20 protein-coding genes are annotated in these 26,661 nt (G+C 38.0%); 3 read left to right on the top strand and 17 right to left on the bottom strand.

Going from position 1 to position 26,661, the window contains the following annotated elements:
• Positions 1 to 87: 87 nt before the first annotated feature.
• Complete coding sequence (locus AC1PJP_RS14235) at positions 88 to 894, bottom strand: IclR family transcriptional regulator domain-containing protein (RefSeq protein WP_013197720.1); 807 nt, start codon at positions 892 to 894, stop codon at positions 88 to 90.
• Positions 895 to 1,084: 190 nt separating this feature from the next.
• On the opposite strand from AC1PJP_RS14235, the gene AC1PJP_RS14230 reads away from it, so the two are divergent.
• On the top strand, positions 1,085 to 1,825 hold the full coding sequence (locus AC1PJP_RS14230; RefSeq protein ID WP_416685580.1) for an SDR family NAD(P)-dependent oxidoreductase: 741 nt from the start codon (positions 1,085 to 1,087) through the stop codon (positions 1,823 to 1,825).
• A gap of 108 nt (positions 1,826 to 1,933) precedes the next feature.
• Here the strand turns inward: AC1PJP_RS14230 and AC1PJP_RS14225 are convergent, their stop codons facing one another.
• A complete protein-coding gene (locus AC1PJP_RS14225) occupies positions 1,934 to 7,090 on the bottom strand; it encodes a DUF4011 domain-containing protein (protein WP_479767370.1) in 5,157 nt (1,718 codons plus the stop codon).
• A gap of 185 nt (positions 7,091 to 7,275) precedes the next feature.
• On the bottom strand, positions 7,276 to 8,337 hold the full coding sequence (locus tag AC1PJP_RS14220; RefSeq protein WP_479767368.1) for a sigma-54 interaction domain-containing protein: 1,062 nt from the start codon (positions 8,335 to 8,337) through the stop codon (positions 7,276 to 7,278).
• Positions 8,338 to 8,823: 486 nt separating this feature from the next.
• Here AC1PJP_RS14220 and AC1PJP_RS14215 point away from each other — a divergent pair, with 486 nt between their 5' ends.
• Both AC1PJP_RS14215 and AC1PJP_RS14210 read left to right on the top strand, forming a co-directional pair.
• Entirely contained in the window at positions 8,824 to 10,020 is a 1,197-nt protein-coding gene (locus tag AC1PJP_RS14215) for an acyl-CoA dehydrogenase family protein (protein WP_312321422.1), read from the top strand.
• 94 nt (positions 10,021 to 10,114) lie between these two features.
• Positions 10,115 to 11,191 (top strand): sigma-54 interaction domain-containing protein, encoded by a 1,077-nt coding sequence (locus tag AC1PJP_RS14210; RefSeq protein WP_198080040.1) that lies wholly within the window; start codon positions 10,115 to 10,117, stop codon positions 11,189 to 11,191.
• Positions 11,192 to 11,256: 65 nt separating this feature from the next.
• Here AC1PJP_RS14210 and AC1PJP_RS14205 read toward each other — a convergent pair whose 3' ends face one another.
• The 14 genes from AC1PJP_RS14205 to AC1PJP_RS14140 form a co-directional block, all read right to left on the bottom strand.
• Positions 11,257 to 12,036: an ABC transporter ATP-binding protein gene (locus AC1PJP_RS14205; RefSeq protein WP_013197716.1), complete on the bottom strand. Its 780-nt coding sequence runs from the start codon at positions 12,034 to 12,036 to the stop codon at positions 11,257 to 11,259.
• 17 nt (positions 12,037 to 12,053) lie between these two features.
• Positions 12,054 to 13,451: an ABC transporter substrate-binding protein gene (locus tag AC1PJP_RS14200; protein WP_005305859.1), complete on the bottom strand. Its 1,398-nt coding sequence runs from the start codon at positions 13,449 to 13,451 to the stop codon at positions 12,054 to 12,056.
• A gap of 43 nt (positions 13,452 to 13,494) precedes the next feature.
• On the bottom strand, positions 13,495 to 14,565 hold the full coding sequence (locus tag AC1PJP_RS14195) for a branched-chain amino acid ABC transporter permease (protein ID WP_479767365.1): 1,071 nt from the start codon (positions 14,563 to 14,565) through the stop codon (positions 13,495 to 13,497).
• A gap of 3 nt (positions 14,566 to 14,568) precedes the next feature.
• Entirely contained in the window at positions 14,569 to 15,450 is an 882-nt protein-coding gene (locus AC1PJP_RS14190) for a branched-chain amino acid ABC transporter permease (RefSeq protein WP_005305864.1), read from the bottom strand.
• A 40-nt stretch (positions 15,451 to 15,490) separates the two neighbouring features.
• Entirely contained in the window at positions 15,491 to 16,282 is a 792-nt protein-coding gene (locus tag AC1PJP_RS14185; protein WP_192453902.1) for an ABC transporter ATP-binding protein, read from the bottom strand.
• Between the two features lie 12 nt (positions 16,283 to 16,294).
• Entirely contained in the window at positions 16,295 to 17,452 is a 1,158-nt protein-coding gene (locus tag AC1PJP_RS14180; RefSeq protein ID WP_479767363.1) for an AMP-binding protein, read from the bottom strand.
• A gap of 324 nt (positions 17,453 to 17,776) precedes the next feature.
• Entirely contained in the window at positions 17,777 to 19,366 is a 1,590-nt protein-coding gene (locus AC1PJP_RS14175) for a rhodanese-like domain-containing protein (RefSeq protein WP_479767361.1), read from the bottom strand.
• 1 nt (position 19,367) lies between these two features.
• Positions 19,368 to 19,931, bottom strand: coding sequence for a cysteine dioxygenase family protein (locus tag AC1PJP_RS14170; RefSeq protein WP_416706602.1), 564 nt, complete (start codon positions 19,929 to 19,931; stop codon positions 19,368 to 19,370).
• A 2-nt stretch (positions 19,932 to 19,933) separates the two neighbouring features.
• Entirely contained in the window at positions 19,934 to 20,926 is a 993-nt protein-coding gene (locus AC1PJP_RS14165; RefSeq protein WP_013197710.1) for an ABC transporter substrate-binding protein, read from the bottom strand.
• 17 nt (positions 20,927 to 20,943) lie between these two features.
• On the bottom strand, positions 20,944 to 22,032 hold the full coding sequence (locus AC1PJP_RS14160) for an LLM class flavin-dependent oxidoreductase (protein WP_479767359.1): 1,089 nt from the start codon (positions 22,030 to 22,032) through the stop codon (positions 20,944 to 20,946).
• A 202-nt stretch (positions 22,033 to 22,234) separates the two neighbouring features.
• On the bottom strand, positions 22,235 to 23,131 hold the full coding sequence (locus AC1PJP_RS14155; protein WP_479767357.1) for a LysR family transcriptional regulator: 897 nt from the start codon (positions 23,129 to 23,131) through the stop codon (positions 22,235 to 22,237).
• 423 nt (positions 23,132 to 23,554) lie between these two features.
• Positions 23,555 to 25,024, bottom strand: a complete 1,470-nt coding sequence (locus AC1PJP_RS14150) for an amidohydrolase family protein (protein ID WP_416715328.1) — start codon at positions 25,022 to 25,024, stop codon at positions 23,555 to 23,557.
• Positions 25,021 to 25,815 (bottom strand): ABC transporter permease, encoded by a 795-nt coding sequence (locus AC1PJP_RS14145; RefSeq protein WP_479767355.1) that lies wholly within the window; start codon positions 25,813 to 25,815, stop codon positions 25,021 to 25,023. The genes AC1PJP_RS14150 and AC1PJP_RS14145 overlap by 4 nt, the downstream gene beginning before the upstream one ends.
• On the bottom strand, positions 25,808 to 26,629 hold the full coding sequence (locus tag AC1PJP_RS14140; protein ID WP_005305894.1) for an ABC transporter ATP-binding protein: 822 nt from the start codon (positions 26,627 to 26,629) through the stop codon (positions 25,808 to 25,810). The genes AC1PJP_RS14145 and AC1PJP_RS14140 overlap by 8 nt, the downstream gene beginning before the upstream one ends.
• Positions 26,630 to 26,661: the final 32 nt, after the last annotated feature.

Raw genomic sequence — 26,661 nt, 5'->3', positions numbered from 1 at the left:
TAAATAGTCTTAAAATATTGATAAAATTATTTTAAATATAAAAAAACGCCCGATGAGGACGTTTGATTGAAACTACAGAACAATAAACTAAATCATGTCTCGAATTTCTTTGGCTGCCTCTCTTAGTAATGGCAAAACCGTATTAATCAGATAGGTATCATTTACTTTAGAAATCGGAGCAACAGCATTTAATCCCGCAATAATATCACCAGTCTGATTAATAATCGGTATCGCAATTGCTGTTACGCCCAGTTCATATTCTTCAGCGGAAATACAATAACCATTGTCCTTAATGGTCTGTAATGCAGCTAGAAAACTGGCTTCTTCTGTGTATGTATATGCAGTAAATCGTTTAAGTCCATATAATTTAATCCAATTCTTTTGCTCTTCTAAAGATTTATGCGCTAATAAAACTTTACCGGTTGACGAAGCATGGGCAGGAATTCGATTACCCAGATGAATACCAAAAGGACTTACCCGGAAATTATCATTTTGCGGAACACTTCTAGCAATCGGAACAACCTCATAATTATCTTGAACCACCACTGAGAAAACTAATGTCGTTTTTTCAGATAAATGATTTAACACAGACTGCGATATTTTTGGCAAATGTGCTGTACTTAAAAAAGCCCCTGAAAACTTAAGTACCTTATGTGTTAGCCAGTAATAATATTCATCAGTTTCAAGATAGCCTAAAAACTTGAGTGTCTTTAGATATCTACGTGCTGCTGTACGAGTAATATTAGTTCGCTCTGCGACTTGAGTAACATTTAAACGCTGTCGATCTGTGCCAAATGCTTCAAGAATATTGAGGCCCTTTGCTAAACCTGCAATGTAGTCATCGTATTTAATCGTCTCTTCTGAGAGCGGATGTTGAATAATCTGATCCCTCATCATTTTCCCTTTTCTAAATTCCCTGTCCGATATTCGCTCAGTATGTCTGAATATCGTCTTCATTCCCAGATTGTATCTAGAGCTCGTTTGGCTAAATACGTATTTTAAGTCTTACAGGAGAACTTCAATATTTAAGCATCTATTTCACAAAGAGAGCTTAGATCAAAACTTAGGATTTAGGAAATGTATTATGTCTAGACTACAAAATAAAGTCTGTATTATCACAGGTGCAGCCTCTGGTATGGGTGAGTCTGAAGCAATTGCTTTTGCACAACAAGGAGCAAAATTAATTATTGCCGACATGAATTTAGAACAGGCTAACCAAGTTGCCGGGAAGATCATCAACGCAGGTGGAGAAGCCTTTGCTTTTCAAGTGGATGTCACTCAATTTGATCAGCTCAAGCAGTTAGTTGAATTTACATTAGAGAAGTTTGGAAGAATTGATGTACTACTGAATAATGCAGGTATTTTCGACAAATATACCAATAGCTTAGATACAACCGAAGAACTTTGGGACCGAATGTTTGCCATAAATGTAAAAGCCGTATTCAATTTAAGTAATTTAGTTTTGCCTAAAATGATTGAACAGGGTTCTGGAGCAATTATCAATATTGCATCTATTGCGGGTCTAGTAGCTCAAATGGGAGGCGCTTCTTATACAGCCTCAAAACATGCTGTAATTGGTTATACAAAACATCTAGCAGCAGTGTATGCCAAACATGGCATCAAAATTAATGCTATTTGCCCAGGCACTATTCGTACGCCAATGACTGCCAAAATGCTAGAAACTCGCCCTACTGATAAAATTCCATTGGACCGTTTTGGAGAAGCGTCTGAAGTTGCCGAGTTAGCTATTTTTCTAGCTTCCGATGAAGCGCGTTTTATGAATGGCTCATGTATTACAATTGATGGCGGATACACTATTATTTAATAAGATATGTTTACTCATCTAATAGAGAATGATTCATCAGGTTGAGTAACTAAAAAATTGCTGAATAAAAAACAGATAAGGTCAACCCTTATCTGTTTTTTATTCAATTTAAGCAACCTCTTCCTTTGATTTTATTTCTTCTAATATATTTACCAATTTAGCTAAATTTTGCTCTGGATCTAACCACCAATCTACCGTCCAAACCGATAAAACTTCCCAGCCTAGTCCATTTAAAACTGTTGGTCTCAGCTGATCTCGGTCTCGTGCTGTAGCTGCTTTAGCGTAGTTTTCACCATCTACAATAACACCTGCAATATAACTACCCGAATTCAGATCATCCTTAATAGCTAAATCTACACAGCTATCACCCTGTCCTATTCCAAGATCCACACTCCAGCCTTGTTCTTGTAGCTTAGTTTGTAGGTACTGTACGAACTCTTTTTTAGTCTGCTTTTTACTTTGATCAATATAATTTAAATGCAACTGACCACTGCGAGCAAAAACCAGGAAGTCTTTTAAATCTCTTACGCCCTCACTATTGGTGCGTGCCAAATTAATTTCTTCTGGACTCAAAGCAGAGAAAACATGTAAACCTTGACGGGCGCGAGTAATTGCTACATTTAAACGGCGCTGCCCTCCTTGGCGGTTAAGCGCACCAAAATTCATTGATAAACGACCATCTTGATCTTTTGCATAGGTAATTGAGAAAACGATAATATCGCGTTCATCTCCTTGCACATTTTCTAAATTCTTAACGAATAAAGGTTCAATGCCTGATTTACTGAGTGTCTCTAACTCAGGATGATTTGCTAGCTCATTATCCAACAAATCTTCAATCAACTTTTGCTGCGTCATATTGAAAGTCACAACACCTAAGGTCAAAGGGTTCTCTTGTCCTAACTGTGACTGTAAATGCTGAATAATAAATTCAACAATTGCTTTAGCTTCATTCGTATTGGTACGCGTATCCCCTTTATCGTAAACACCCTCAACCATATGCAGTTTTACAGCGGTATCCTTAGCAACAGGTGCAGGGAAAGTAAATAAACCACCTTTGTAGTATTTCTGATTACTAAACTGAATAAGACTTTCATAACGACTACGATAATGCCAGTTCAAAGCCAATTCAGGTAACTGAGCAGCAAGGCATTCATCCAAAATACTTTCTAAATCTTCAGTGACTTCTTCATCAACCTCTTCTTCAGAATCTCCCTTACCAAAGAAGCTTGTTGGTGGCATTTGTTTATTATCACCCACCACAATTGACTGCTTACCTCTCGCTAATGCACCAATCGCATCCCATACTGGAATCTGTGAAGCTTCATCGAAAATCACCACATCAAATTTTGCTTCAGTATCCAGATATTGAGCGACTGATAACGGACTCATTAATAGACATGGCTTTAGCCCTACTAGTACGTCAGGAATCTGGCGCATTAATTCACGTACAGGAATATGACGACGTTTCTTGCCTAATTCTTTATTTAGAACAGTCCACTGCGCCTTATATTTATCTTGTTCGCTAAAAATAGCATTCCAACGATGAATAATCTCATGGCTCGCAGCAAGCTGATGTTCTCTATCCTGCTGTGCAAAAGTCTGAATTTTCTGTTCATGTTGCTGGCTATTGAATTGATTTAATTCTGGATGTTGACTAAATTGATGAGTAATCCAGTGTCTTGCTAAATTAATATTCAAGCTTTTTAAAGCAGCATCCAGTTCCAATCGGGTATTTAAAAGTTCAAAGGCGAAGGGTTTTAATCCTTGTTTAATCAACTGGCTCTTTATAGCCTGCCAATTTAACCAATGTCTCCAAGATGAACTGTGTTGCTGTAATTGCTTTTGTCTTTCAAGAATTTCACTAAAATTAATATCTAGATATGGAGTGAGTTGGATATCGCCTTTCAGTGCATGATCATTCAACAATTGACCGAATGTATTTTCCACCTGAGCTATATTTTGTTTTATTTCATCCAAACTATTATTTTTACTAAACTCTACAGCTTTTAATAAAGTTGCTTGATCTGTAATTGTTGATGCAACAATTTGCTTAATTTCTTGCCACTGATTGTGAATAGTTTCAAAACTTTCCCACGCGCTCTCTTCACTCTGCCAGTAAGGACCAAGTTTACTCGCCAACTGATTTTCACATTCAGTGAACTGTCTTTGTTGACTTTGGATATGTTGCAAAATTGGCAAGTCATGTGCAACAGCCAAAGCTGTAGGACGTTGAGTTGAGGTTTGATAAGTTTTGAGCAAATTTCTCAACTGAAACTTAGCGAACCATGAGAATGGAAAAATTTTTGATTCTGCTTCACGCCATTTAAAACCAATTTGACTTAAATCTGCTTGATAAATTTGAGATTGGTATTGTCCAACTAATGAAGAACGCTGTTGTCTTAAATCTTGGACTATTTGTTTCGCTTGTGTGATTGTTCCTAAATTTAAATCTTTAATAATACTTAGTAATTTTAAATCGGTTTGCTGAACGAGATCAGATAATGCTTTAAAAATAGAAACATCATGTTTAACCTGACTCAGATTTTGCTTTTCTTCAAACTCAAAGACCTCTTGCCAAGCAGACATTGAATTTTGCAACCGTTGTATCTGCTCCACAAGTTGATCTTGTAATATCTGATACTGTTCTTGCCATGCCAAACTCCAAATTGGACTAGCTAAACCCTCAGCGAAACCATTCAATACATCTTTCGCATTTTCGTTGACGAGCTGACGTAAACTTACAGCTTGTGTCACTGTCTCACTTATTAGCTCCCGTTTTTCTGCTGTCAAAGTCGCAATATTGATATCAGGAAAACGTAAATGCGGAGTATCCCGATAACGAAGTTCATCACTCATTGCAGCATATAAACTCCAGCCTATCGAATGTGGTGTATGGAGATTTTTTACATGTTGATTCAGTTCATCACGGGTTTGAATAAGTCTATCTGAAAGCTTCTGCCATTCTGTTGTTTTGGGTTGAGCACTTAGGAAGTAAGGATCATTATTTTTCTGCGCTCTTTCTCTCAGTTGATCAAGTACTTCCATTTTTTGGGATTTGGATGAGTGTAACTGCAAACACAATTCACTTAAGCCAATTTGTGTCAAACGGCGATAAACGACTTCTAAAGCAGCCATTTTTTCAGATACGAATAACACAGATTTACCATCCGCCAAACATTGAGAGATCATATTGGTAATGGTCTGTGACTTACCTGTACCAGGAGGACCTGACAACACAAAGGTGCGTCCTAATGCTGCGGACATGACTGCAGCTAACTGCGAAGAGTCAGACGATAAAGGTGTAAATAATTGTTGTGGCTTATATTGTTGGTCTAATTGAGCAGGTTGAGGGAATTCATCTTGTTTAATAAAAGGTTCCCTTGGGGATTCAATTAGATGATTTACTACTGCTTGATTTTTCAGTTCATCCATCCTTGAAGATAAATCAAGCCACATTAAATATTTAGAGAATGAGAATTGACCAATAGCAGCCTCAGCTTTTACTTCCCATCCTGCTATATTTACAATCGCCTTCCGTACAATATGTAAAACCTGATTGACATCTACACCGGAGTCATCAGTTGGTAATGGATTCAAGCCAGCAATATCAAGTTCAAAGTCTTGTCTTAATAGTTGTAATAGAGTGGAGTTAAAACGTGGTTCATCATCGTACATAAATAGACGATAGCCTGTTTTAGCCGTCTCACGCGTAATCTGTACAGGAATAAGTAGTAATGGGGCTTTAAAAGTACGTTTCGAGCGTTCTGACTCTTTCCACTCAAGAAAACCAACCGCAAGAAATAATGTATTAGCTCCGCCTTCCTCTAAAGCAGTACGCGAAGCCCGATAGACTTCAATCAGGCGCTTTTCTAATAAGGGTGTATCTAAAGGACTAAATAATAATTTTCTAGAAAGGCTTTCATCAACGTACTGATAAATATGTTGGCTTTCATTTTCACGTTGGACATCTTTTAGCGAAATACTATCAATACTCTTAAATAAGAAACCCTCCTGATTTGCAAGTGCATCTTCAAGTTTGCTTAGTGTTAACTCAGAGCACTGTAAAGGAATACTGTAACGATTATCTTTAAAATTTAAGAGTTTGTTACGAAGGCTTAAATCCAATAAACGGCGTAACCAACGATCAACCCTTGTAGTTTTACTTTCAACAGAACGGTCAACATCGTAATTAGGAATAGATGCAGATGCCCATTCAATCTCTGTTTCATCTAGGTGATTCTTCTTTTCCAGATGTGCAGAAATGGGTTTAATACCACGCAATCGAGACTGACGAACATCAATTGCAAGATAAAATTTATTCTGACGAGATTCATCCTTAATATACTGTCTTGCAGTTTCAAGTGCGGAAGTGAATTTTGCTTGTTGTGTAAGTAACGTCGTTTCTATAAAAACGATCTCACCCAAATCATAACGTTTTCTTAATGCCTGAATATCATCAATAATTAAATCAACATTTGGGGTTTCATTTAACCAAACACCAAGATAGGCATGTCCTTCTTCAATAATGATTAACGTATCAAGACCAATTTGTTCAGCCAAGGCACTTAACAACATTGTAGTATCTAAACAGCACGCCAGTTTTTCTTCAAAAATCTGTTTTGCTAAACGTATTCGTTGTCCCGATTTAACAAAACTTGCTGGACTCACAATGTAATGAATATCTTGTGGTAACAAAGAATCCCATAGTGCATTCAACTGAGATAGAACAGAATCCCGATCTCGTTCTAAATATCCACTTAATGAACCGAGTTGTTTTGTTTTTAAGATCTCACTCGCTTTAACTAAAATTGGGCTGAGTGCTGAAGAATTAGGTTGTGAAAAACTCGCCAACAACTCAATTGGCTGACGTTCTCCGCCCCAAGTATCAATAGTTAATACATCTATTTCTAACCGCTGTTCTGCCAGCACTTCTTCTTTTTCATTCAACCAGAGTACTTCAATACTCCCTTTCATATTTTCAGGTAGCTCTTGCAACATTTGAATATCAAAAGCTAATTTTGGTTTATCTAGAGCTAAGACTTGATCACTTTCTAAGCTTGAAATATGGATGGTATGTTCTTTGAAATATTCAGGATTAGAACGAATAATAATTCGAGAGTCAGAAATTGTTTCAGTAGAAGATATTAGAACTTGTCGGATTAGGGGCACTGAATTTTGTTGTAAAACGAAACTCAAAGCTGATGCACAATCAACTTTTAATGAATATTCAGGATTAGGTTGTTGTTTATTATCAATTTCTGGCACTATTGCCCCCTTATCTATTTTATTAAATCTAATTAAAGACGTGCTTAAAAACTAAAGTCACAATAGTAAATGATATATGTCTTATTTTGAAATTAAACAAACAACAATATTAAATCTTTCTTGGGTAAGAAAATAAAACCCAAAAACACATGGTAATTTTGGGTTGATAAAAAAATAAGCACGATCTATATGCGAATATTTGGAGACAATAAACCATGTTTAATCAATCTTGCACGAATAATATTTCGGCTTATTCCTAGTAATTTTGCAGTATGCAATTGATTATAATGACAATATTCATAGGCAGCTCCTGTAATTTCTGCCTCTAATTGCTCATTTAAATCTTCTATTCCTTGTTCAAACCAACTAAACAGCAATTGTTTTAAAGTTTGATTTGAGTTGCGATAAATCGAAAAATCATATTCGGAAGTGAGTAATTTATGCTTGAAACCGGAAAGTTGGAAATCATAACTTTGAATCACCCCATTTTTACAAATGAGCAATGCATGATGAATTGCATTTTCTAACTCACGAATATTTCCCGGCCAATGATAATCAACGAGCAATTGTTGAGCTTCTTCACTTAACATAGGCGGTTTCTTATTCAGACTCTGCGAATAGTCATAAATGAAGTGCTGTGCTAGAGGCAGAATATCACCAGTTCGTAGTCGAAGTGGTAAAACATGGAGCGATGCAACTTTTAATCGAAAATATAAATCCTCTCTGAAATTACCTGCATATACGGCTTCTTCTAATCGAATATTCGTTGCAGCAATTACTCTGACATCAATTTTTTTGGTCTGTCGAGAACCAACCCGAACCACTTCATTTTCTTGTAAAATTCTTAGCAGCTTCACTTGAATGCTTGGTGATAAATCACCAATTTCATCTAAAAAAATGGTTCCGCCATGCGCTGCTTCAAACCACCCGATCTGATGGCTTATAGCTCCTGTAAAAGCTCCTTTTTCATGACCGAACAACTCTGTTTCAGCCAACGTATCAGATAAAGCACCACAGTTTACAGCAATAAAGGGTTTATTTTTCCGATTAGATAAAGCATGAATCTTTCGAGCAACCAGTTCTTTGCCTGTTCCTGTTTCACCAACAATTAAAACGGACGCTTCGCTTGGTGCAATTTGTTCAACATAAGACATTAAACACTTTGAATTTTGATCTTCAAATACATATGCACTAGCTTTAACCGTACGTACGAGTTGGCGAGATTCGGGATGTTTGACGATATCCATAATAATCTCCAAAATTTAAAGTGGATGAGATCAATCTGAACGAGTACTTTTTCTTAAATCAAAAAAATAGCTAAACAACGTACCTTAATCTAAGTTTTCTAGATAACTAATACCAATAATATTAAGTGCAAATAATATTAAATTTAATTATTTGCTCATTTAGAGTACTCGATGTGAAATAGGCAACATTCCAAAAGCATAGTGTTGTTTATGCAACAGCACATCAACACTTTGAATTTAAAGCCAACATGCCACATGAGAAAAAAGATACAGTCTATTGAAATTTAATAAATATTTTATTGGCATAGTCTTTGCTGGCTGCATGCTATGAGACTTTAGTTTGGTTGATCTCTTATGATTTATCTAGCTATAACAACTTATAAATCAATTGAAGTACCAACCAATTATTTATTCGTCCTTCACGCCACATCGTGAAAGTAAGTCTTAAATTATGTCAAAAATAGATAAATAAAGGATAAGGCAAGTATGAACGTTTTTAATCAGAACCACAGTATTCGTAGTCTTTCTGATGTTATTCCTGTTGCACAGTCTCTGGCTCAGCAGTTTGCTCAAACTGCTATAGAACGAGATAAAGTTGGCGGTACTCCTAAACATGAACGTGATTTAATTCGTCAAAGTGGTCTTCTTTCTTTATCCATTCCAGAGCAATTTGGTGGCTTGTCCGGTCAGTGGCAAGATATCTTTAATGTTGTCAAAATCTTTGCTCAGGCTGATAGCTCACTCGCCCATGTTTTTGGTTTTCATCATTTGCTATTAGCAACGGTTCGCTTATTTGGTAATTCACAGCAATGGCAGCGTTGGTACCAACTCACGGCTGAAAAATCGTGGTTTTGGGGAAATGCATTAAACCCACTCGACAAACGTACCGTCGTAAAAAAACAAGATGACTGGTATGAATTTTCTGGAAAAAAAAGTTTTTGCTCGGGTGCGCTTGACTCAGAAATGCTTATTGCATCAGGAGTAGATGAAAAAACTGGAAATCTTTTAATTGCAGCGGTACCAACTTCACGCTCAGGAATTACGTTGTACCATGACTGGGATAATATTGGACAACGTCAAACAGACAGTGGTAGTTCCATTTTCGAACGGGTTCGTGTTGAAATAAAAGATATGTTGCTTGACCCAGGGCCACTAAGTACACCATTTTCAACGTTAAGACCTTTAATTGCACAATTGGTTTTTGTGAATATGTTCTTGGGCGTTTCCGAAGGTGCAATGCTTGAAGCCAAACGTTATACAAAAACTGAATCACGTGCATGGTTTTTATCTGGTGTGGAACATGCAGACCAAGACCCTTACATCTTGCGACACTATGGGGAGTTCTGGTTAGAGCTAGAAGCCTTACGCCTGTTAAACAAAAATGCGATTACCAAATTACAAGAAGCATGGGACATTGCCGAAAACCTGACAGAACAACAACGTGGAGAGGTTGCTATTGCAGTAGCAACAGCAAAAGTAGCAGCAACACGAACAAGTCTAGATATTACCAATCGTATTTTTGAGGTGACAGGAGCCAGAGCAACTCAGGCATCATTACGATTTGACCGATTCTGGCGCAATGTACGCACACAAACCTTACATGATCCCGTGGAATATAAGCTGCAAGATTTAGGAATTTGGGCTCTAAATGATCTTTATCCCAAAGCATCATTCTATTCATAACATCATCGACAACTGGATACTTAGGAATATAACCGATATGCATCGAACTCCCACCGACAGAAACGATTTGATATAAATGAGAGACCTATATTAGATGCGGCATAATATTGTTACGCTACCTGAAATTACCCAGCGCAGTGACTCGCATAAAGCCACGGCACAGGTATTTAACGACCCAGAATCCAAAAAATTGCTTGAATATATCAAGCAGATTGCACCCAGCGAAGCGAGTGTATTAATTCATGGGGAAACAGGTACAGGTAAAGAGCTCATTGCCAGGCAAATTCATAACCACAGTAAACGGCGTAATAAACCTTTTATTGCCGTAAACTGTGGTGCTTTTTCTGAGACACTTGTCGAAAGCGAACTCTTCGGCCATGAAAAAGGTGCATTTACAGGGGCATTATCGAGCAATGCCGGATGGTTCGAGGCTGCAAACGGTGGGACATTATTACTTGATGAAATTGGGGATTTATCTAAACGCATTCAGGTTAAACTTTTAAGACTATTACAAGAACGTGAAGTGGTCCGTTTGGGCTCTCGTAAAAGTATTCCTGTAAATGTACGAGTACTCGCAGCAACAAATGTAAACTTAGAACAAGCCATTCTTAGCGATCAGTTTCGCGAAGACTTATATTACCGTCTTAACGTGGTTACCTTAAACATTAAACCTTTACGTGAACGAAAAGGAGATATTCTACCTCTCGCCTATCACTTTATTGATAAATATCATGCTCAACTTGGTTATGACAAAGCCGATTTTTCCAACGCTGCAAAAGAAAAAATCAGCAATTACTGGTGGCCTGGTAATATTCGTGAATTAGAAAACATGATCCATCATGCGCTATTAATTTGCCAAAATGGCATTATTGAAAGTCATGATCTCACATTAATTCAACCACCCACTCAATTGAACCCAAATAAGCTTCAGGAAAAAAAAGCCAGTGAACCCGTCATAAATCCTAAATTAAAAGAAGTTTTTCATCAGCTATTTCAGCAAAATGATGGACAAGTTTATGCACAATTTGAAGAGCAATTATTACGAATCGCCTATCATTATTGTAATCAGAATCAAGTTAAAACTGCACAAATGCTAGGTTTAAGTCGTAATGTTATTCGTTCTCGACTGATTGATTTAGGTGAATTGGTTGTAAATAAACGCGGCGAATAAATTATTTTTATCAATCAATATCAAGCCAGTCATCAATCATTTGATTAATGACTGGCTATTAAAAGCTAAGCAATCTCTCCTAAATATGCTTTTTGAATTTGTCCAGTTTCATAAAGAACTTGAGTCTGTCCAGAAACTTTGACTTCTCCACTTTCGATGACATAAGCATAATTGGTGTAGCCAAGTGCCAAACGAATATTTTGTTCGGCAACTAAAAAACTCACACCTTGCTCTTCAGAAAGCGACTTAATTAATTCAAAAATTTCATAACTAATCTTAGGAGCTAACCCCATTGAAGGTTCATCTAATAAAACCAACTTTGGCTCTGTCATCAATGCCCGACCAATGGCAAGCATTTGCTGTTCACCACCAGAAAGATAACCAGCCAATGTCTGCTTCTTTTCAGCAAGTCTTGGAAAATATTGATAAACTTTTTCTAATGCAGTTGAAAGTTTGGCACCCGAATGATGCGAAATAAAACCGCCTGTCCTTAAATTTTCATCAACAGTCAAATGTGTAAAACAATGACGTCCTTCAAGGACTTGCACCAAACCTTTTTTGACAATATCACTTGGATTTTTCCCAAGTATGGATTCACCCTGATATTCAATTTTGCCACGGTGAATTTGCCCATTTTCAGCAAAAATCAACTGTGATATTGCTTTCAGAGTTGTACTCTTACCAGCTCCGTTGGCACCAAGCAATGCAACAATAGAACCAGAAGGAACCGTTAAACTCACCCGTTTAACTGCCAAAATACTCTGGTCATATACGACTTCAATATCATCGACATTTAACAATGGTTCACTACTTTCAGGTTTGATACTGTTTAATGATTTAGACATGCGGTCATCTCCTGATCTTATTCTTCAGTTGCGCAATCTCGAATTTTTATGCCTTGCTCTTTGGCATATTTTTCTGAAGATTGTTCAATAATCGGACGTAATAAGCTGCGATCTGCTTGTACCCAATCACTAATTACTTTCCACTCTTTACCATCCCATTGTTGGAAACGTACTGCACCACCACCTTCATGGTCTTGGCACGATAGTTTTAAAGGCTGTACCAAACCATATGCACCAAGTTCTTTTAAACGTGCTTCAGTTAAGTTGATATGTTCAAAGCCCCAACGGACCTCTTCACCAGTAAGCGGACGTTTACCAAATTTATTTTGTGCCACGCGTACTGCTTCTACATTCAAAATACCGTTGACCACACCTAGGTTATAGTAAACCGTACCGAAACGATTTTTATCTGCAAGATCTGACTGGCCTTTATCAACAACAAGTTGTTTAATCTCTTGTAATACAGGGAAATTCGTTCCTGATGGATGAGTCGTAATTGAAATAAAACCATTTGCCGCAGCGCCTGCTGGGGCAGCATCTTCTTCTGAGTTTGACCAGATATTTCCAATAATTTTATTGGTTGGGTAACCCACTTTCTGTGCAGTTTTTAATGCAACAGGATTCATCACCCCCCAACCACGAAGAATGACCCAATCCGGTTGAATCCGTCTAATATTCAACCATTGAGATTGTTGTTCATTACCGGGATGCGGTACTTCAATGTTGGTTACTTCAAAGCCATACTTTTTTGATAAAATCTCAATGACTGGAATAGTTTCTTTGCCGTAAGGAGAACCGTGATATAGAACCACGATTTTTTTACCTTTTAATTTTTCCAAGCCACCGCTTTGCTGACCTAAATAATTAATAATTGCAGATACTTCACTATATGGATTGAGCTGCAATGGAAACACGTATGGGAAAACACGGCCATCCGTAGAATCTGTACGCCCATGATTAATAGTAATCAACGGTAATTTATCTTTTGTTGAACGTTCCAAAGTTGCATAAGCGATACCGACAGATAAAGGGTTGGTTGCAGCAGCAGGCGCTCCATTTAAACCATTCTTCAAACGCTCATAGCATTCTACCCCTTTTTCTACTACGTACTCGGTTTCACACTCAGACCACACTAGCTTCACGCCATTCACACCGCCTTTAGCATTGACGGCTTTCATGTAGTCAATAAAGCCCCCGAAAAAGCCCGTTCCCCCAGCAGCATAAGGGCCAACCCGATAACTCTGTAACGGGAAATACTGGGCATTTTTATCCGACAATTGTGTTTGCTGCTCAGTTGCGGCTTGTTGTTTTTGCTCAGGTGGATTTTGTTTGTCTTTTTTCGTGACAAACACAATAGCGACTAAAGCGATGGCAATAACCACCAGCCAAAACCACAAGGATTTAAATAACTTCATAAATTAATCTCTAAATAAACAGACAAAAGTGTTGTTAAAACAATTAGTAACGTAATGGCCATTTTCTTAATCTGTGATACAAATTACGTAGTAAACGGCTTAATCCTTCTGGTTCCTTGATCAAGAAGTAAATGATCAAAGCCCCGAAAATAATTTTTTGTAGATTCTGTAGTAGTGCTTGATCGATAGCCTGTCCAAAAACAGCTTGCCCCAAAACACTCAATAAAATAGGCAACAGCACAATAAATGCGGCGCCCAAAAAGCTGCCAGTTAGGCTGCCTAATCCACCAATAATGATGATGAATAGAATTTGAAATGATCGATTAAGATCTAGCCCATCTGCTTCAATGGTTCCAAGATAAGCAAAAGCCCAAAGTGCCCCTGCAATACCGAGATAAAATGAACTGATCGCAAAGGCCAGTAATTTAGTCTGGCTCACCGGAATGCCGATGGTGGTTGCCGCAGTTTCCATATCTCGTACAGCACGAAAATTACGACCATATTGACTATTGATCAGGTTGCGAGCCAAAACGGTGAGAACCACAACAATACTTAAGGTCAATAAATAGTGCCCGACTGGGCTATTTATGGAATAACCCAATATTTCCATACGAGGAGCAGTAATCACCCCCGAAGCATTATTGTTAGTAAACCAACCATACTGTGTGAATAACCACGGTATAAAAAACTGTGCAGCTAAGGTGGAAACAATTAAATAAAAGCCTTTAATTCGAAGACTTGGCAGACCAACCACAACCCCAGTTAAAGCAGCAATTACACCGCCCAAAAAAATGCTGACCAGTAATGGCAACTGAGGAATTCGCAGCTCTAAGTTATAAGTTGCAAATGCGCCCACTGCCATAAAAGCTGCGGCACCTAATGAAAGTTGTCCGGTATAGCCTGTCAGAATATTAAGTCCCAATCCGGCAAGTGCCAAAACTAGAAAAGGGACTAAAATGGCATTAAATAAGTAATCTGGCCCCACAAATGGAACGAAAAGAAAGGCAATCAATAGTGCAAAAATAAATAAAATACGATGCTCTTTAAGGCGGAAAATGCGTTTCTCATCTTGATATTGCTGTACGTACTGTCTTGCTTGGCTAAATAAAAACATGGCTTATACCCTCGTCACTTGTTTCTGACCAAACAGACCAGTTGGGTATACCAATAAAAAGAGAATCGCCAGCACATATGGAAACCAGTTTTCAATTCCGGAGCCAATAATGCCGCCTAAATAAATCTCCGCTAGTTTCTCGGTTGCTCCCACAATCAAGCCCGCTAAAATCGCACCTGCAATCGAAGTAAAACCACCAATAATCAGTACAGGTAATGCCTTTAGTACAACCAATGAAAGCGAGAATTGAACACCTAAACGTGCGCCCCACAACAAACCAGCGACTAATGCAACAAACCCTGCTACTGTCCAAACCAATATCCAGATATGATTTAAACGGATCCCCACAGATTGCGCGGCTAAAGGATCATCAGCAACTGCACGTAGTGAAATACCAAAGCGGGTTTTACTAAATAAAAGAGATAAAATAATGACCAATGTTCCAGCAATACCTGTTGCGAACAGATCAAACTTACTCAGCATGATGCCAAAGAAATTAATGGGTGAATCAGAAATTCCCAGATCTAATCCATGAACCTGTGTTCCCCATACAGTTTGAGCTAATCCCTCAATGACATAACTCAAACCCAAAGTTGCCATAAACAATGTAATGACAGAGCGATTAATTAAATGTTTTAAAATCAATGCATCGATCAGTAGTACCAGCACAAAAATGACAAATAGCGTGACAATAAAAGCCACCACAAATGGAATGCCACGTTCAGTTAAATTGACAAAAGTTAAAGCTGAAAATAAAACCAAAGAACCTTGTGCAAAATTAAAAACACCCGATGCCCGATAAATTAAAACAAACCCAATGGCAACCAAGGAATACATGACACCTGCCAACGTACCCCCTAGCAAGACTTCTAGAAAAAATGACATATAAAAACTAACCTCTTATTTTTAATTTATTTGTATATGCTCAATGCGCTTCAAGCGCTTGAATCCCTAGATATGCGCTCAGCACTTCAGGATGTTCTTGAATTTGTTGTGGCGTGCCTTCTGCAATCTTTTTGCCATAGTCCAGCACCACAATATGGTCGGAAATATCCATAACGACAGACAAATCATGCTCAATCATGAAAATGGTTATATCCAACTGTTGATTTATCTTTTGAATAAACTTGGCAATACTTCGTTTTTCAGCATGGTTCATTCCAGCCATTGGCTCATCTAAAAGCAGAAACTGAGGTTCTGCTGCCAATGCTCTTGCTAACTCAACACGTTTTTGCAAACCATAAGACAACGAGCTAACCAATTGGTCTCGGTATTCTTGTAAATTCAACAGTTTTAAAATTTCTTCAGCTTTAAAACGCTGTAAATCATCATTTTTTTGAGTGCTTGGTAAAGAAAATAATGCACCTAACAATGAGTGACGACTTTTTAATACCCGTCCAGTTAAGACATTGTCCAATACCGACATTTGTTTGAAGAGTGCTAAATTTTGAAAGGTGCGCGCAATTCCTAAATAGGGTGCATGCTTTGCCTTATAGTTATGCAAAACCTGACCAGCAAAAATGATCTGACCAGATTGCGGCTGATAAATGCCATTAATAATATTAATTACTGAACTTTTGCCAGCCCCATTGGGACCAATTAAAGAATAAATCTCTCCCTCTCTCACCTCTAAGCTAAGCTGCTTGAGCACTTGTGAAGAGCCAAAAGATAAATCAATCGCCTTAAGTTCTAGCAATACCACAGATGATACTGACATATATTCCCCTTCTTAAGTTATTGTTGTTATGGGCAAAGAATGAAGCTGCGAATTGTCCAATTGGGTACTTTGCCATTCGGCATATTCTCCCCATTCGTGTAACTTCACACCTAAACTTTGATAAAAATTTCGTGTTGCAAGCGTTACAGGCTGCCCCACTGTTAAAGCCACTTTAAGATGTGAAAAACCCAACTCTTCTAAAATGACTTGCTTGAATAAGGCAAAGCTAAACTTATCAACCAAAGATAATTTTTCTTCATTTTTCTGTTTTTGAAGTGCGTGCCGGTAATGTTTGGCAAGCCATTTATCACTTGGTAAGCGGTTATAAATTAACTGCTCAACACGGGCATAGGTTTCATTGGTCCCTAAAACCAATGTTGGCGAAATAATCTGTCTATCCTGATCGCGAGTATTTAAGGTCTCAGGAATATTTAAGTTAAAACCTGCAAGTAACCATGATGACCATAGATAACGAATGTGCCCAACACTTGAAAAAGCACGCGTAACAAATGCTTCCTCATGATGATCTAGGTGGTGGTTTTGAACTAAATGTTTGGCTTCTGCAATCAAATCTTGATGAGAATATTGCACTCTCAGTCGTTGATTAGATTCAATCCGTTCAAAGCTAAAAGCAATTTGTGCAGGTTCGAGCTGACTCGTTTTAAAATCAATACGATATTTCTCGTTGGAATTTTTTAATAACTTATCGACAGCTACAACATAGTCATATTCAAATGTACTTAATTTGCTTTGTTCAATATAAAAAATATAAATTGGGTGATAACGTAATGTCTCAATTGAAACAAGCTGCTCTAGCTCTTCTACGAGAATATAATCTGGCTTTAAAATCGCAAGGTGTCGTAAAAAGTCTTCTGTTGTTAATGTATCAACACTTTGGTCAATCAATTGAACTTCGCCACCTAAAGCCTGTATAGCCAGACTAATAGCAACTACATCAATATTCGGAGCACTGACAATAAGAAAAGTTTGCTTGTTTTGAAAACCACACTCATAAAGCGCAGACGCGTATCTTTCGCTAAGTTCTAGTAAGTTTTTCCATGACCAGTGCTGCCACAGACCCAGCTTTTTATGTCTTAATGCAATTGCATCTGGACGTGCTGTTGCGTGGTATGCCAACAGTGAAATAAGACTTTGCGAATAATCTGACATTTTTGCAATACCCCCCTCATAACGTCGATTGTTAAACGATGAGATAAAAAAATATTGCTGTTATATTTCAATTTACATGCCAAATATTTTTACAAGTATTTTCAATAGTTTATAAAAATATCTTTCTCTATCTGTGCATAAAAGTGATAGTTTATTGTTGAATCACTGTTTTTCAGGCAACAGTTATTACTTTAGTTTCAAAAAGATTTTTTTAGAGAAATCTCAAGAAAAAGTTTTGATTAATACTTTTGATTTTCATAATAGCTCTTCTTCGCGTTAAAAGAGCTATTATTATTTTTATCAATATTTTAGTTAAATATTTAACTAAACCACAAAGAAACCATGTGTTCCATCTGTATTCAGTTGGGCAACTAATCCATATTCCCACTCTAAATAGTCTTGCATAGCTTGGATAGAATTATCCGTTCCTTCATAAGGGCGTTTATACCGATCTATGCGGGGTGATAAATACACATGTTTATCAGTTTCCAAAACAAAAGTTTTTGCCCATGCCTGATTACCGCCTTCCAAGACATAAACATTTTCTGAAATTTTAGCTTGAAGAGCAGATACTGCATATTGTGCTAACAGACTAGTACCACAAGTCACAACAATTTTATGGTTTGTTGGAATTTTTTTCTCATTAAACAGACGTTCAATATCTGCTTTTAATACCCATTGAGCAGTAGGAATATGCCCTTTTTGATAGTTTGCACTAGTTGTAAAATCCAGAATAGTGACTTCTTCACGGACATCTAACCATGCTTGCAATTGTTCAGGTGTGATCCGATGTTTTATATGCAATAACGGAACAACTGGTTTCCATGCTCCTTGCTCGGTAAATATTGTCTGAAAATCCGCATCGAGTACGTAGACATCCCAATTCATTTGCGCCAACCAAGAGGCAGTCATATAAGCACGGACGAGTTGATCATCAATGAGTACAATTCTGGCACCGCGTACACTCGCATAATGGTCAGTTTCCTGAACTAGTTGCCCACCACCAATCCAACGGCTATTGGGTAGATGCGCTTGTATGTACTCTTCTTCTGACCGTACATCAAAAACATAGGTAGTGCGTTCACTCTGTTGTTGGAATAGTTGTAGTTGTTCCAAACTAATCGTTTTTACACCAGCCTGTTGTGTTAATTGTTTGGCATTCTCTAATACGCCTAATAGATTATTTTTATTAGCAAAATTAGTATATTGTTGCTGTTGTCCTAAAGCTAATTGTTGCTGTGCCAATGTCCAACCAATCGTACCGTTACGTAAAGCATAGACTTCATGTCCAATCTTGGCATTAATCAATGACTGTGTACCAATTAAACTACGTGTACGCCCCGCACAATTCACAATAATTTTAGTGTTTTCATCTTTAACAATATTTTTAGCATGGAGTACCAATTCAGCACCAGGTACGCTGATACCGCCCGGAATACTCATGGTTTGATATTCATCAAAACGACGAGCGTCCAGAATGACAATGTTTTCCTGATCATCAATTAATTTTTTGACTTCTTGAGCTGACAGTGACGGCGTTCCTTTATGGTGTTCAACAAATTCACCAAAAGCTTTACTTGCCGAATTGACATCAATAAAAATTTCACCGCCTGCATCTTTCCAGCCTTGTAAACCACCATCCAATAATGAAATCTGCTGATAGCCTAATGCTTGTAACTGTTGATAGGCACGTTCTGCCAAGCCCTCACCATTGTCATAAATAACAATATCTGTAGACAGACGAGGTATTCGATTGAGAATTTCTACTTCAAATTTGGAAAGTGAAATATTGGCAGCAAACAAAGGATGACCTTGAGCATATGGATCTTCTTCACGTACATCAATTAGTGCGATTTCTTGACCAGCCAATAGCTTTTTGCGGATATCTTGATAAGTTTGAATATTGGTTGTCATATTAATGTTCCTGATTTGAATAACCTGAAATAAAACGCTTTGCTGTGCCATCTAAAGCAAAGGTATAGCGTTCTACTTTGCCAATATCAGCACCATAAATGTGAATGCTAATCGAAGCCTGATCGGACAGCGCATTACTCACTTGATGCACATCACCCAAGGCTGGAGTAAAAAAATCAATTTCGCCAACTTTTAAATGATCTGGTTCACCTGTGATCTCAAAATGCCCTAATGCATTTCTTTGGTAACGCTGTGAGATTTCTTCACCTTGCAGGACACCAACGACTCCCCAAACTTCATGATTATGGATTGGTGTAGTTTGTCCCTTATCCCATACAAAACTGACAATTGAAAAATGATCTTCCGGATCGCGATATAATAAAAACTGTTGATAGCGTTCAGGATTCGGTTGCCGATAAGAGCTTGGCAACCAATCATTTAAATGCAGCAATCTACGAAACTCTGGAATAAAAGATTGTATGAGATCAACATCTTCTAATTGCTGTGAAATTCCATATTCTATTCTTTCAATCAATGGCTGGAGTACTTGTTGCAACTGACTCATCTTTATTTTTGCTCCACTTTAAAACCAGTATCAAATGAAGATGTCACATCAAACTTTTTATCAATCAGCTTATATTTGGTATAAAAATCGGCAGTTCCTTGAGAAACTTTGATCACTTCATTATCGATCGGCTCCCACGAGGCATTACGGCGTTTAAAAGCTTTTATTCCCACATCTTCTGGTAGTCCAGTGATTTTGGCATAAGCTTTACCAAACTCATCCCCATGTTGTCCCGCCCAAGCTTGTGACTCTTTTAAACGATAGATGAAATCTTGAATTGCCACACGTTTGCTCTGATCCTTTAAAGATTTATCCGTGGCTGCTAAAAAGGTATAACCTGAATACAAACCACGGCCATTAACCACAACACGAAAATGATCCTTGAGCTCAGCATATGCCGTATATGGATCCCATACCACCCAAGCATCTACTGAACCATTGGCAACAGCTAATTTTCCATCGGCAGGCGGTAAAAATTTAAACGTTACATCTTCAGGCTTCAGACCTTGTTGTTCTAGGGCCTTTAAAGTTAGAAGATGACTAATTGAGCCTTTATTAAATGCTAAACTTTTACCCTTTAAATCTTTGGCAGACTTAATTGGACTATTCTGTGGCACTAAAATAGCAACTGGATATGGATCTGCTTTATACACGGCAATAGCCTTGGCTGTTCCCCCATTAGAATTGGCAAAAATAAACGGTGCATCACCCAAATAACCAATATCAATCGCATCTACTTTTAATGCTTCTGCAACTGGTGCAGCAGCTGGAAATTCATACCAATTGATTTTATATGAGACATTTTTTAAAGCACCAGATGCTTCAAGCTGTGCACGCATATTGCCTTTTTGATCACCAATATTGAGCACAACCTGCCCCTTATTTGCTTTGACTTCAGATGCCTGAGCATGTTCAGGTGAAGTCTCTTTTTTTGTACAACCGACTAAAATTGCTGTTGTAAAAACACCCAATAAAATTTTGCCATAGTGATTCATTATTATTTCCTTTCAGATTAGGCCGAAATCAGCTGTTGCTGTTGATCATATTTTTCTATTTTTTCACGGATTTGGGGCAATAGCTCTCGACCATAATCAATTGCGTCCTGAACAGGATCAAATCCACGTATCAATACGCTATGAATGCCGAGTTTGTAATATTGCAAAATAGACTCTGCAACTTGTTCTGGGGTCCCCACTAATGCCGTGGAGTTATAACTACCTTGAACTAAAGAAGTAATACCAGTCCATAAATTGGTATCTAAACGTTCACCTTGAGCCGCTGCTGCAAGTAAACGTTGCCCACCCGTACTTTGTGGTTTTTTTCTAGCAGCTTGTAAGCCAAAATTTTCTAATTGTTTTTTAGATAATTGATAAATTTCTTGCGCTTTTTCCCAAGCTATGGACTCACTATCAGCAATAATTGGACGAAATGAAATGTTGTAATCAAGTTGGCGCTCATGTTGTGCTGCCAACTGATTTAGTGTTTCAACCTGCTCTTGGGCCGCCGCTAGAGGCTCTCCCCAAAGGGCAAAAATATCAACCTGCTTTGCGGCAACTTGTAAAGCTTCTATTGAAGAACCACCAAAATAAATTGGTAAGTGTGTTTGGAGTGGTTTAATTTCAGAATAAGCATCTACTACATGGTAATAATCACCTTCATAGCTAAAAGGTTCTTGGCTATACCATGTTTTTTGTACAACTTCGATGAACTCGGCACTACGTGCGTAGCGTTCTTGTTTGTTTAAAAAATCTCCATCTTTTTTCTGATCGATATCACTCCCGCCAGAAATAACATGTAGCGCTAAACGTCCATCCGTCAACTGATCCAAGGTTGCCAATTTACGGGCTGCCAATGTTGGAGAAACAAAGCCTGGACGATGTGCTAGTAAAAATTTTATTTTAGATGTATGTGCAGCAGCATAGGCTGTCACTAAAAAACCATCAGCCTGATCCGACCAATAGCCACATAGAATACGGTCAAACCCTGCCTGTTCATGTGCCTGAGCAATTTTGACAATATAATTTTTATCAAACGTTTTCGTCGCTGGAATAATTTCAGATGCCTCACGGTGCCAGATCATTCCTAAAATTTGAATTGCCATATTTAAACCCGATGTATTTTTTATAAGAATACGGCAGGTCTTAATATGTTAAAAACAAATATTAAATATATAATAATATTAAAACATGGAATACTAACAGAATGAGTGGTGCTCAAAACATTGCGGACGCCAACGAAAGCCTTATCTTCAATTAATGCTTTTTATATTGTTTTTGCTTAATAAAATTTCTTGATATTTTATTTCATCCCCATCCGAGTATGCTCTGTACTTTACGGCTCATCTCTTGGCAAATTGATTGATAGACTTCATTCAAATCGGGTTGAATCATATAAAAAAGTTGCACTGATAAATTGAAGTCAGTAAGTTCGATTGAGGTAAGTTGAGCAGCATAAATACTCTTTTCAAAAACTTCTTTGGGTAATAATCCTACTCCAAGACCTTGAGCCAATAAATTCATCTGCAAATTGGTTCCTGTAACCTCAATTTTTATATTAGGTAACTGATTCAATTTATGGTATTCCGATACAAGATATTGGCGAAAACCGCACCCTTCAGTATTAAGAACCCATCCTAAAGACTGACAATCGGCAAGATGCTGAACGGACATCTTTTTTAATTTTTTAGAAACAGTCGGCACAATTTGTAACTGACCCAAAATTTCCATGTTTATCTGGTCATTCTGCCCATAAGTTTGAGCTGTTGTTGAAAAAATGCAATCTAGCTTTTTTTCCTTAAATTTATCTAATAAATCGATACCCCAACCTGTGCTAATTTCTAAGTTTAATGTGGGATAACTTTGCTTTAAGTCTTCTAAAATACCAGACAAGATCGTGTCCGATAGACTTGTCGCTATACCAATCCGTAAGTTTTGGGTCGATAATTTATAGCTGTTAACTAGTTGACCTAATGCATCTATTTCAGCAGTAACCTGAGCACACTGCTCAAAAATTTGAAATCCTAGCTGAGTCAATTTTAGAGGGCGCGTATTACGGTCAAAAAGTTGTAATCCCAAATCTGATTCTAGATTTTGGATTCTTCTAGTAATAGCAGGTTGTGAAATACCTAATTGCTGGGCAGCCAGACTGGTGGATTGAACATTGACAAAACAAACAAAAGCTTCAATATCTTCAATTTTCATAATAGCTTAGGACAAGGTTTACAAATAAAGGTTATATCCAATTATGATGTTTTTTTATGGAATAAACAGTAGCTTACTATTCATTTTATTTCATATCAGTAATGTTTTTAGATCAGCTTATCTCTGTCTGTACTCATAAGTATAATTTTATATTTTTTCAAAATCTTATTTTTTATATAGTTTTATACCCTAGATACGTTTTCTAAAAATTATAAAAAGACAAATATTTCATCTCTTCTGACCTTATTTATATATAAGAACTACGCTAGAGAATTCTCCGCTTAGATGTTATTGAGGATGCTCAGGTGGTATTAAACCTACCCATTAAACTTCTTTGATATTTGGCGGTATGATTACCGCCTCCCTTTAATTTAGAATAAACTTAAAGCTATCAATTGATCATTGTCTAATCACATATCTAAGTTAGGCTATTTTCGCCATTTCTACACTACGCTGCTGCAACAGTTTCACCGATTGCTTCGCTTGCCAAGCTAATTCCATCATATCAACATCAGGAATTTGATCATTTTCTACCACCATTTTTCCAGCCACAAACATGGCTTTAATATGTGCTCGCCCACCACTTGCCACAGGACCAATCGCCATATCATGTAATCCGAAATAACGCGGATCATCCAATTGATAAGCCACTAAATCTGCCTGTTGTCCAACCTCAATTGAACCAACTTGATCTAAACCTAAAATCTTAGCTCCACCTAAGGTTCCCCAACGAATGATATCCTCAATACTTGCAGCATCTGCTCCGCCTTCAAATAACCCACCCTCATATTGAGGTAGAGCCGACATGCCCTTTCTGGCCCGTTGTAACAGCCATGCAGCATGGGTTTCAGATAACATATCTGCGGCTTCATTCGAGCCCGCACCATCTACTCCAATCGAAATAGTCATACCCGCTTGTTCTAAACTGACAAGATCAGCAATACCACTCCCCAAACGTGCATTACTCTGAGGGCAATGTGCAATCCCTGTTTGAGTTTGGCCCAACAGCTGTATTTCTTCAGGTAATAGCTTAACCAAATGGGCAAACCAGACATCGCTTCCAATCCAATCTTGCTCTGCACAAAACTGGACAGGTGTCATACCAAATTTGGCTCTAGCCGCATCCAGATAATCTACTGTTTCAGATAAATGGCTATGCATGCGAATACCCAATTGTCTAGCAATCTTGGCACTTTCTCTTAGTTGCTGTGCAGTGGTCGAATGCAAAGTTGAAGTCGGTGCCATCACAATTTTTCGGAACGCATCTGAACTCGGCTGATGATATCGCTGTACTAGGAGTTCTATATCCTCCATATAGTCTTCAAATTTCTCAGGACGTAATGCTTGCGGTAATTCACTTTCCAAGCCACGCGTTAGAGTTGCACCACCTCGGCATAACACAAAACGCATGCCTAACTTTTCAGCTTCATCAAATAAAATCGCAGCCCCATCGAACGGCATTTGTGGCCAGTAAAGATAATGATGATCTGCTACTGTTGCACAACCTGACCTTAATAATTCAATCAACCCAATGCGTACTGCCACCCGAAATGTGACTTCATCGAATGCACCACGAAATCTATAGGGTGTACTGGCAAGCCATGAGGTTAGGTTTTGATTTAAACCTTGCGGTTCTCCCTTCAATAAAGATTGAAATAAATGATGATGAGTATTTACCCAAGCTGGATAAATTACACAGTCTTTCGCATCGATAATTTGTTCATTCGATTGTGCGGTCAGTTGTCCCAATTCAATAATTTTACCGTCTTGAATACGGATATCAGTAAATGAAGAACGTGCTGCATCCCCCGATAACCCTGTCAGAATGGCATAAGCATTTTTGATTAAATAGCGATGATTTAAAGAACCATTATTTGAAAGATCATGACTCATACTTGTTCACTCTCATGCCATTTACTTAAAAAGAAATGACTTAATAAAGACATCAGCACAAATAAACCCAAGCCTGTGCATGTGATAAGAAATAATGCTGCAAACATTAATGGTAAATCGAGCTGAAAACCTGCTTGCAAAATTTGGTAAGCCAAACCTGCACTAGTCCCACCTGCTCCAGCCACAAACTCAGAAACCACGGCGCCAATAAGTGCCAAACCAGAAGAAATACGCACCCCCCCAAAGAAATAAGGCAAAGCATTCGGCACACGTAAGCGCATTAAAATTTGCCAACGACTGGCTTTATTGATCTGAAAAAGATTAAGCAAACCTTTGTTAACACTACGTAGACCTAAAGTGGTGTTGGTCAATATCGGAAATACTGCAACTAACATGGCACAGACTACTAATGCTAATGTTGTATTTTGAATCCAGATAATCACCAGAGGGGCAATAGCGACAATTGGAGTCACCTGAAATAAAATGGCATAAGGCATAAAACAGGCTTCTACTACACGGCTTTGTACAAAGACGAAAGCGATCAAGGTGCCAATGACTACAGCACAGACAAAAGCCAATAAGGTAATTTTTAGTGTGATCAACAAGCTTCCAAATAACACACTGGACTCTTTAATCATTGCCATAACAATATCGCTGGGTTTTGGTACGACATAGACAGGTACTTCAAGCTGTTGAAAACTCAACTGCCAAACTAGTAGGAAAATCAGACCTAACCCTAGTGGAGCTGCAATACGTTGTAACTTTGGATGTTCCATTAATGGTTTAATCATGACCATGCCCTCCGCTTGCCTCAGCTAATACTTGGGATAGATGTGAACATTGTTGAATAAAGACTTCAGAACTACGGAAAGCTTCATCACGCACATAAGGCCCCTCAATTTCAAGGTCAGCCACCACACGTCCTGGTCGTGCCCCCATCACAATGACCCGAGAAGATAAATACACTGCTTCATAGATGCTATGAGTAACAAAAACTACGGTTAAATCTCGCTCAGACCATAATTGACGAATATCACTGTCAAGTTTATGGCGAGTAAATTCATCTAAAGCTCCGAAGGGCTCATCCATTAACAGTAAATCTGGTTCAGTCACTAATGCACGAGCCAAAGAGGCACGCATTTGCATGCCCCCTGAAAGTTCGCGGGGATAAGCCTGACTAAAGTTTTCTAAACCAACGGCCTTTAATGCGGCCGTAACTTTTGGTGTACTAGTTGATTTCGAAATATGCTGCAAATCCAAAGGTAAGCGTACATTTTCTGCAATATTAGCCCAAGGCATCAGGGTTGCTTCTTGAAAGACCATTGCCATTTTGCATTGTGATTGAATCTCGGCCTTGCCATTCCAACGCACTAGTCCCGCAGAAGGTTGCTCCAGATCGGCAAACATTTTCAGTAAAGTACTTTTCCCGCAACCTGACGGTCCAAGTAATGAAATAATCTCACCACGTGCAATATTTAAATCCAAACGCTGTAAAGCATTAGTGCCATTTGGATAGGTCTTTTCTACTCCTCTGACCATAATCATTGGCGTAATAAAATTTGAAGATTCATGTATAGAAGTATCAATTGTTAATGCAGAATTCATATGGTTTCCCCTCCGCGCGAATGCCTTATTTC

The sequence above is a fragment of the Acinetobacter sp. V116_7 genome (assembly GCF_056735735.1).
This window is presented reverse-complemented; position numbering and strand designations above follow the sequence as displayed.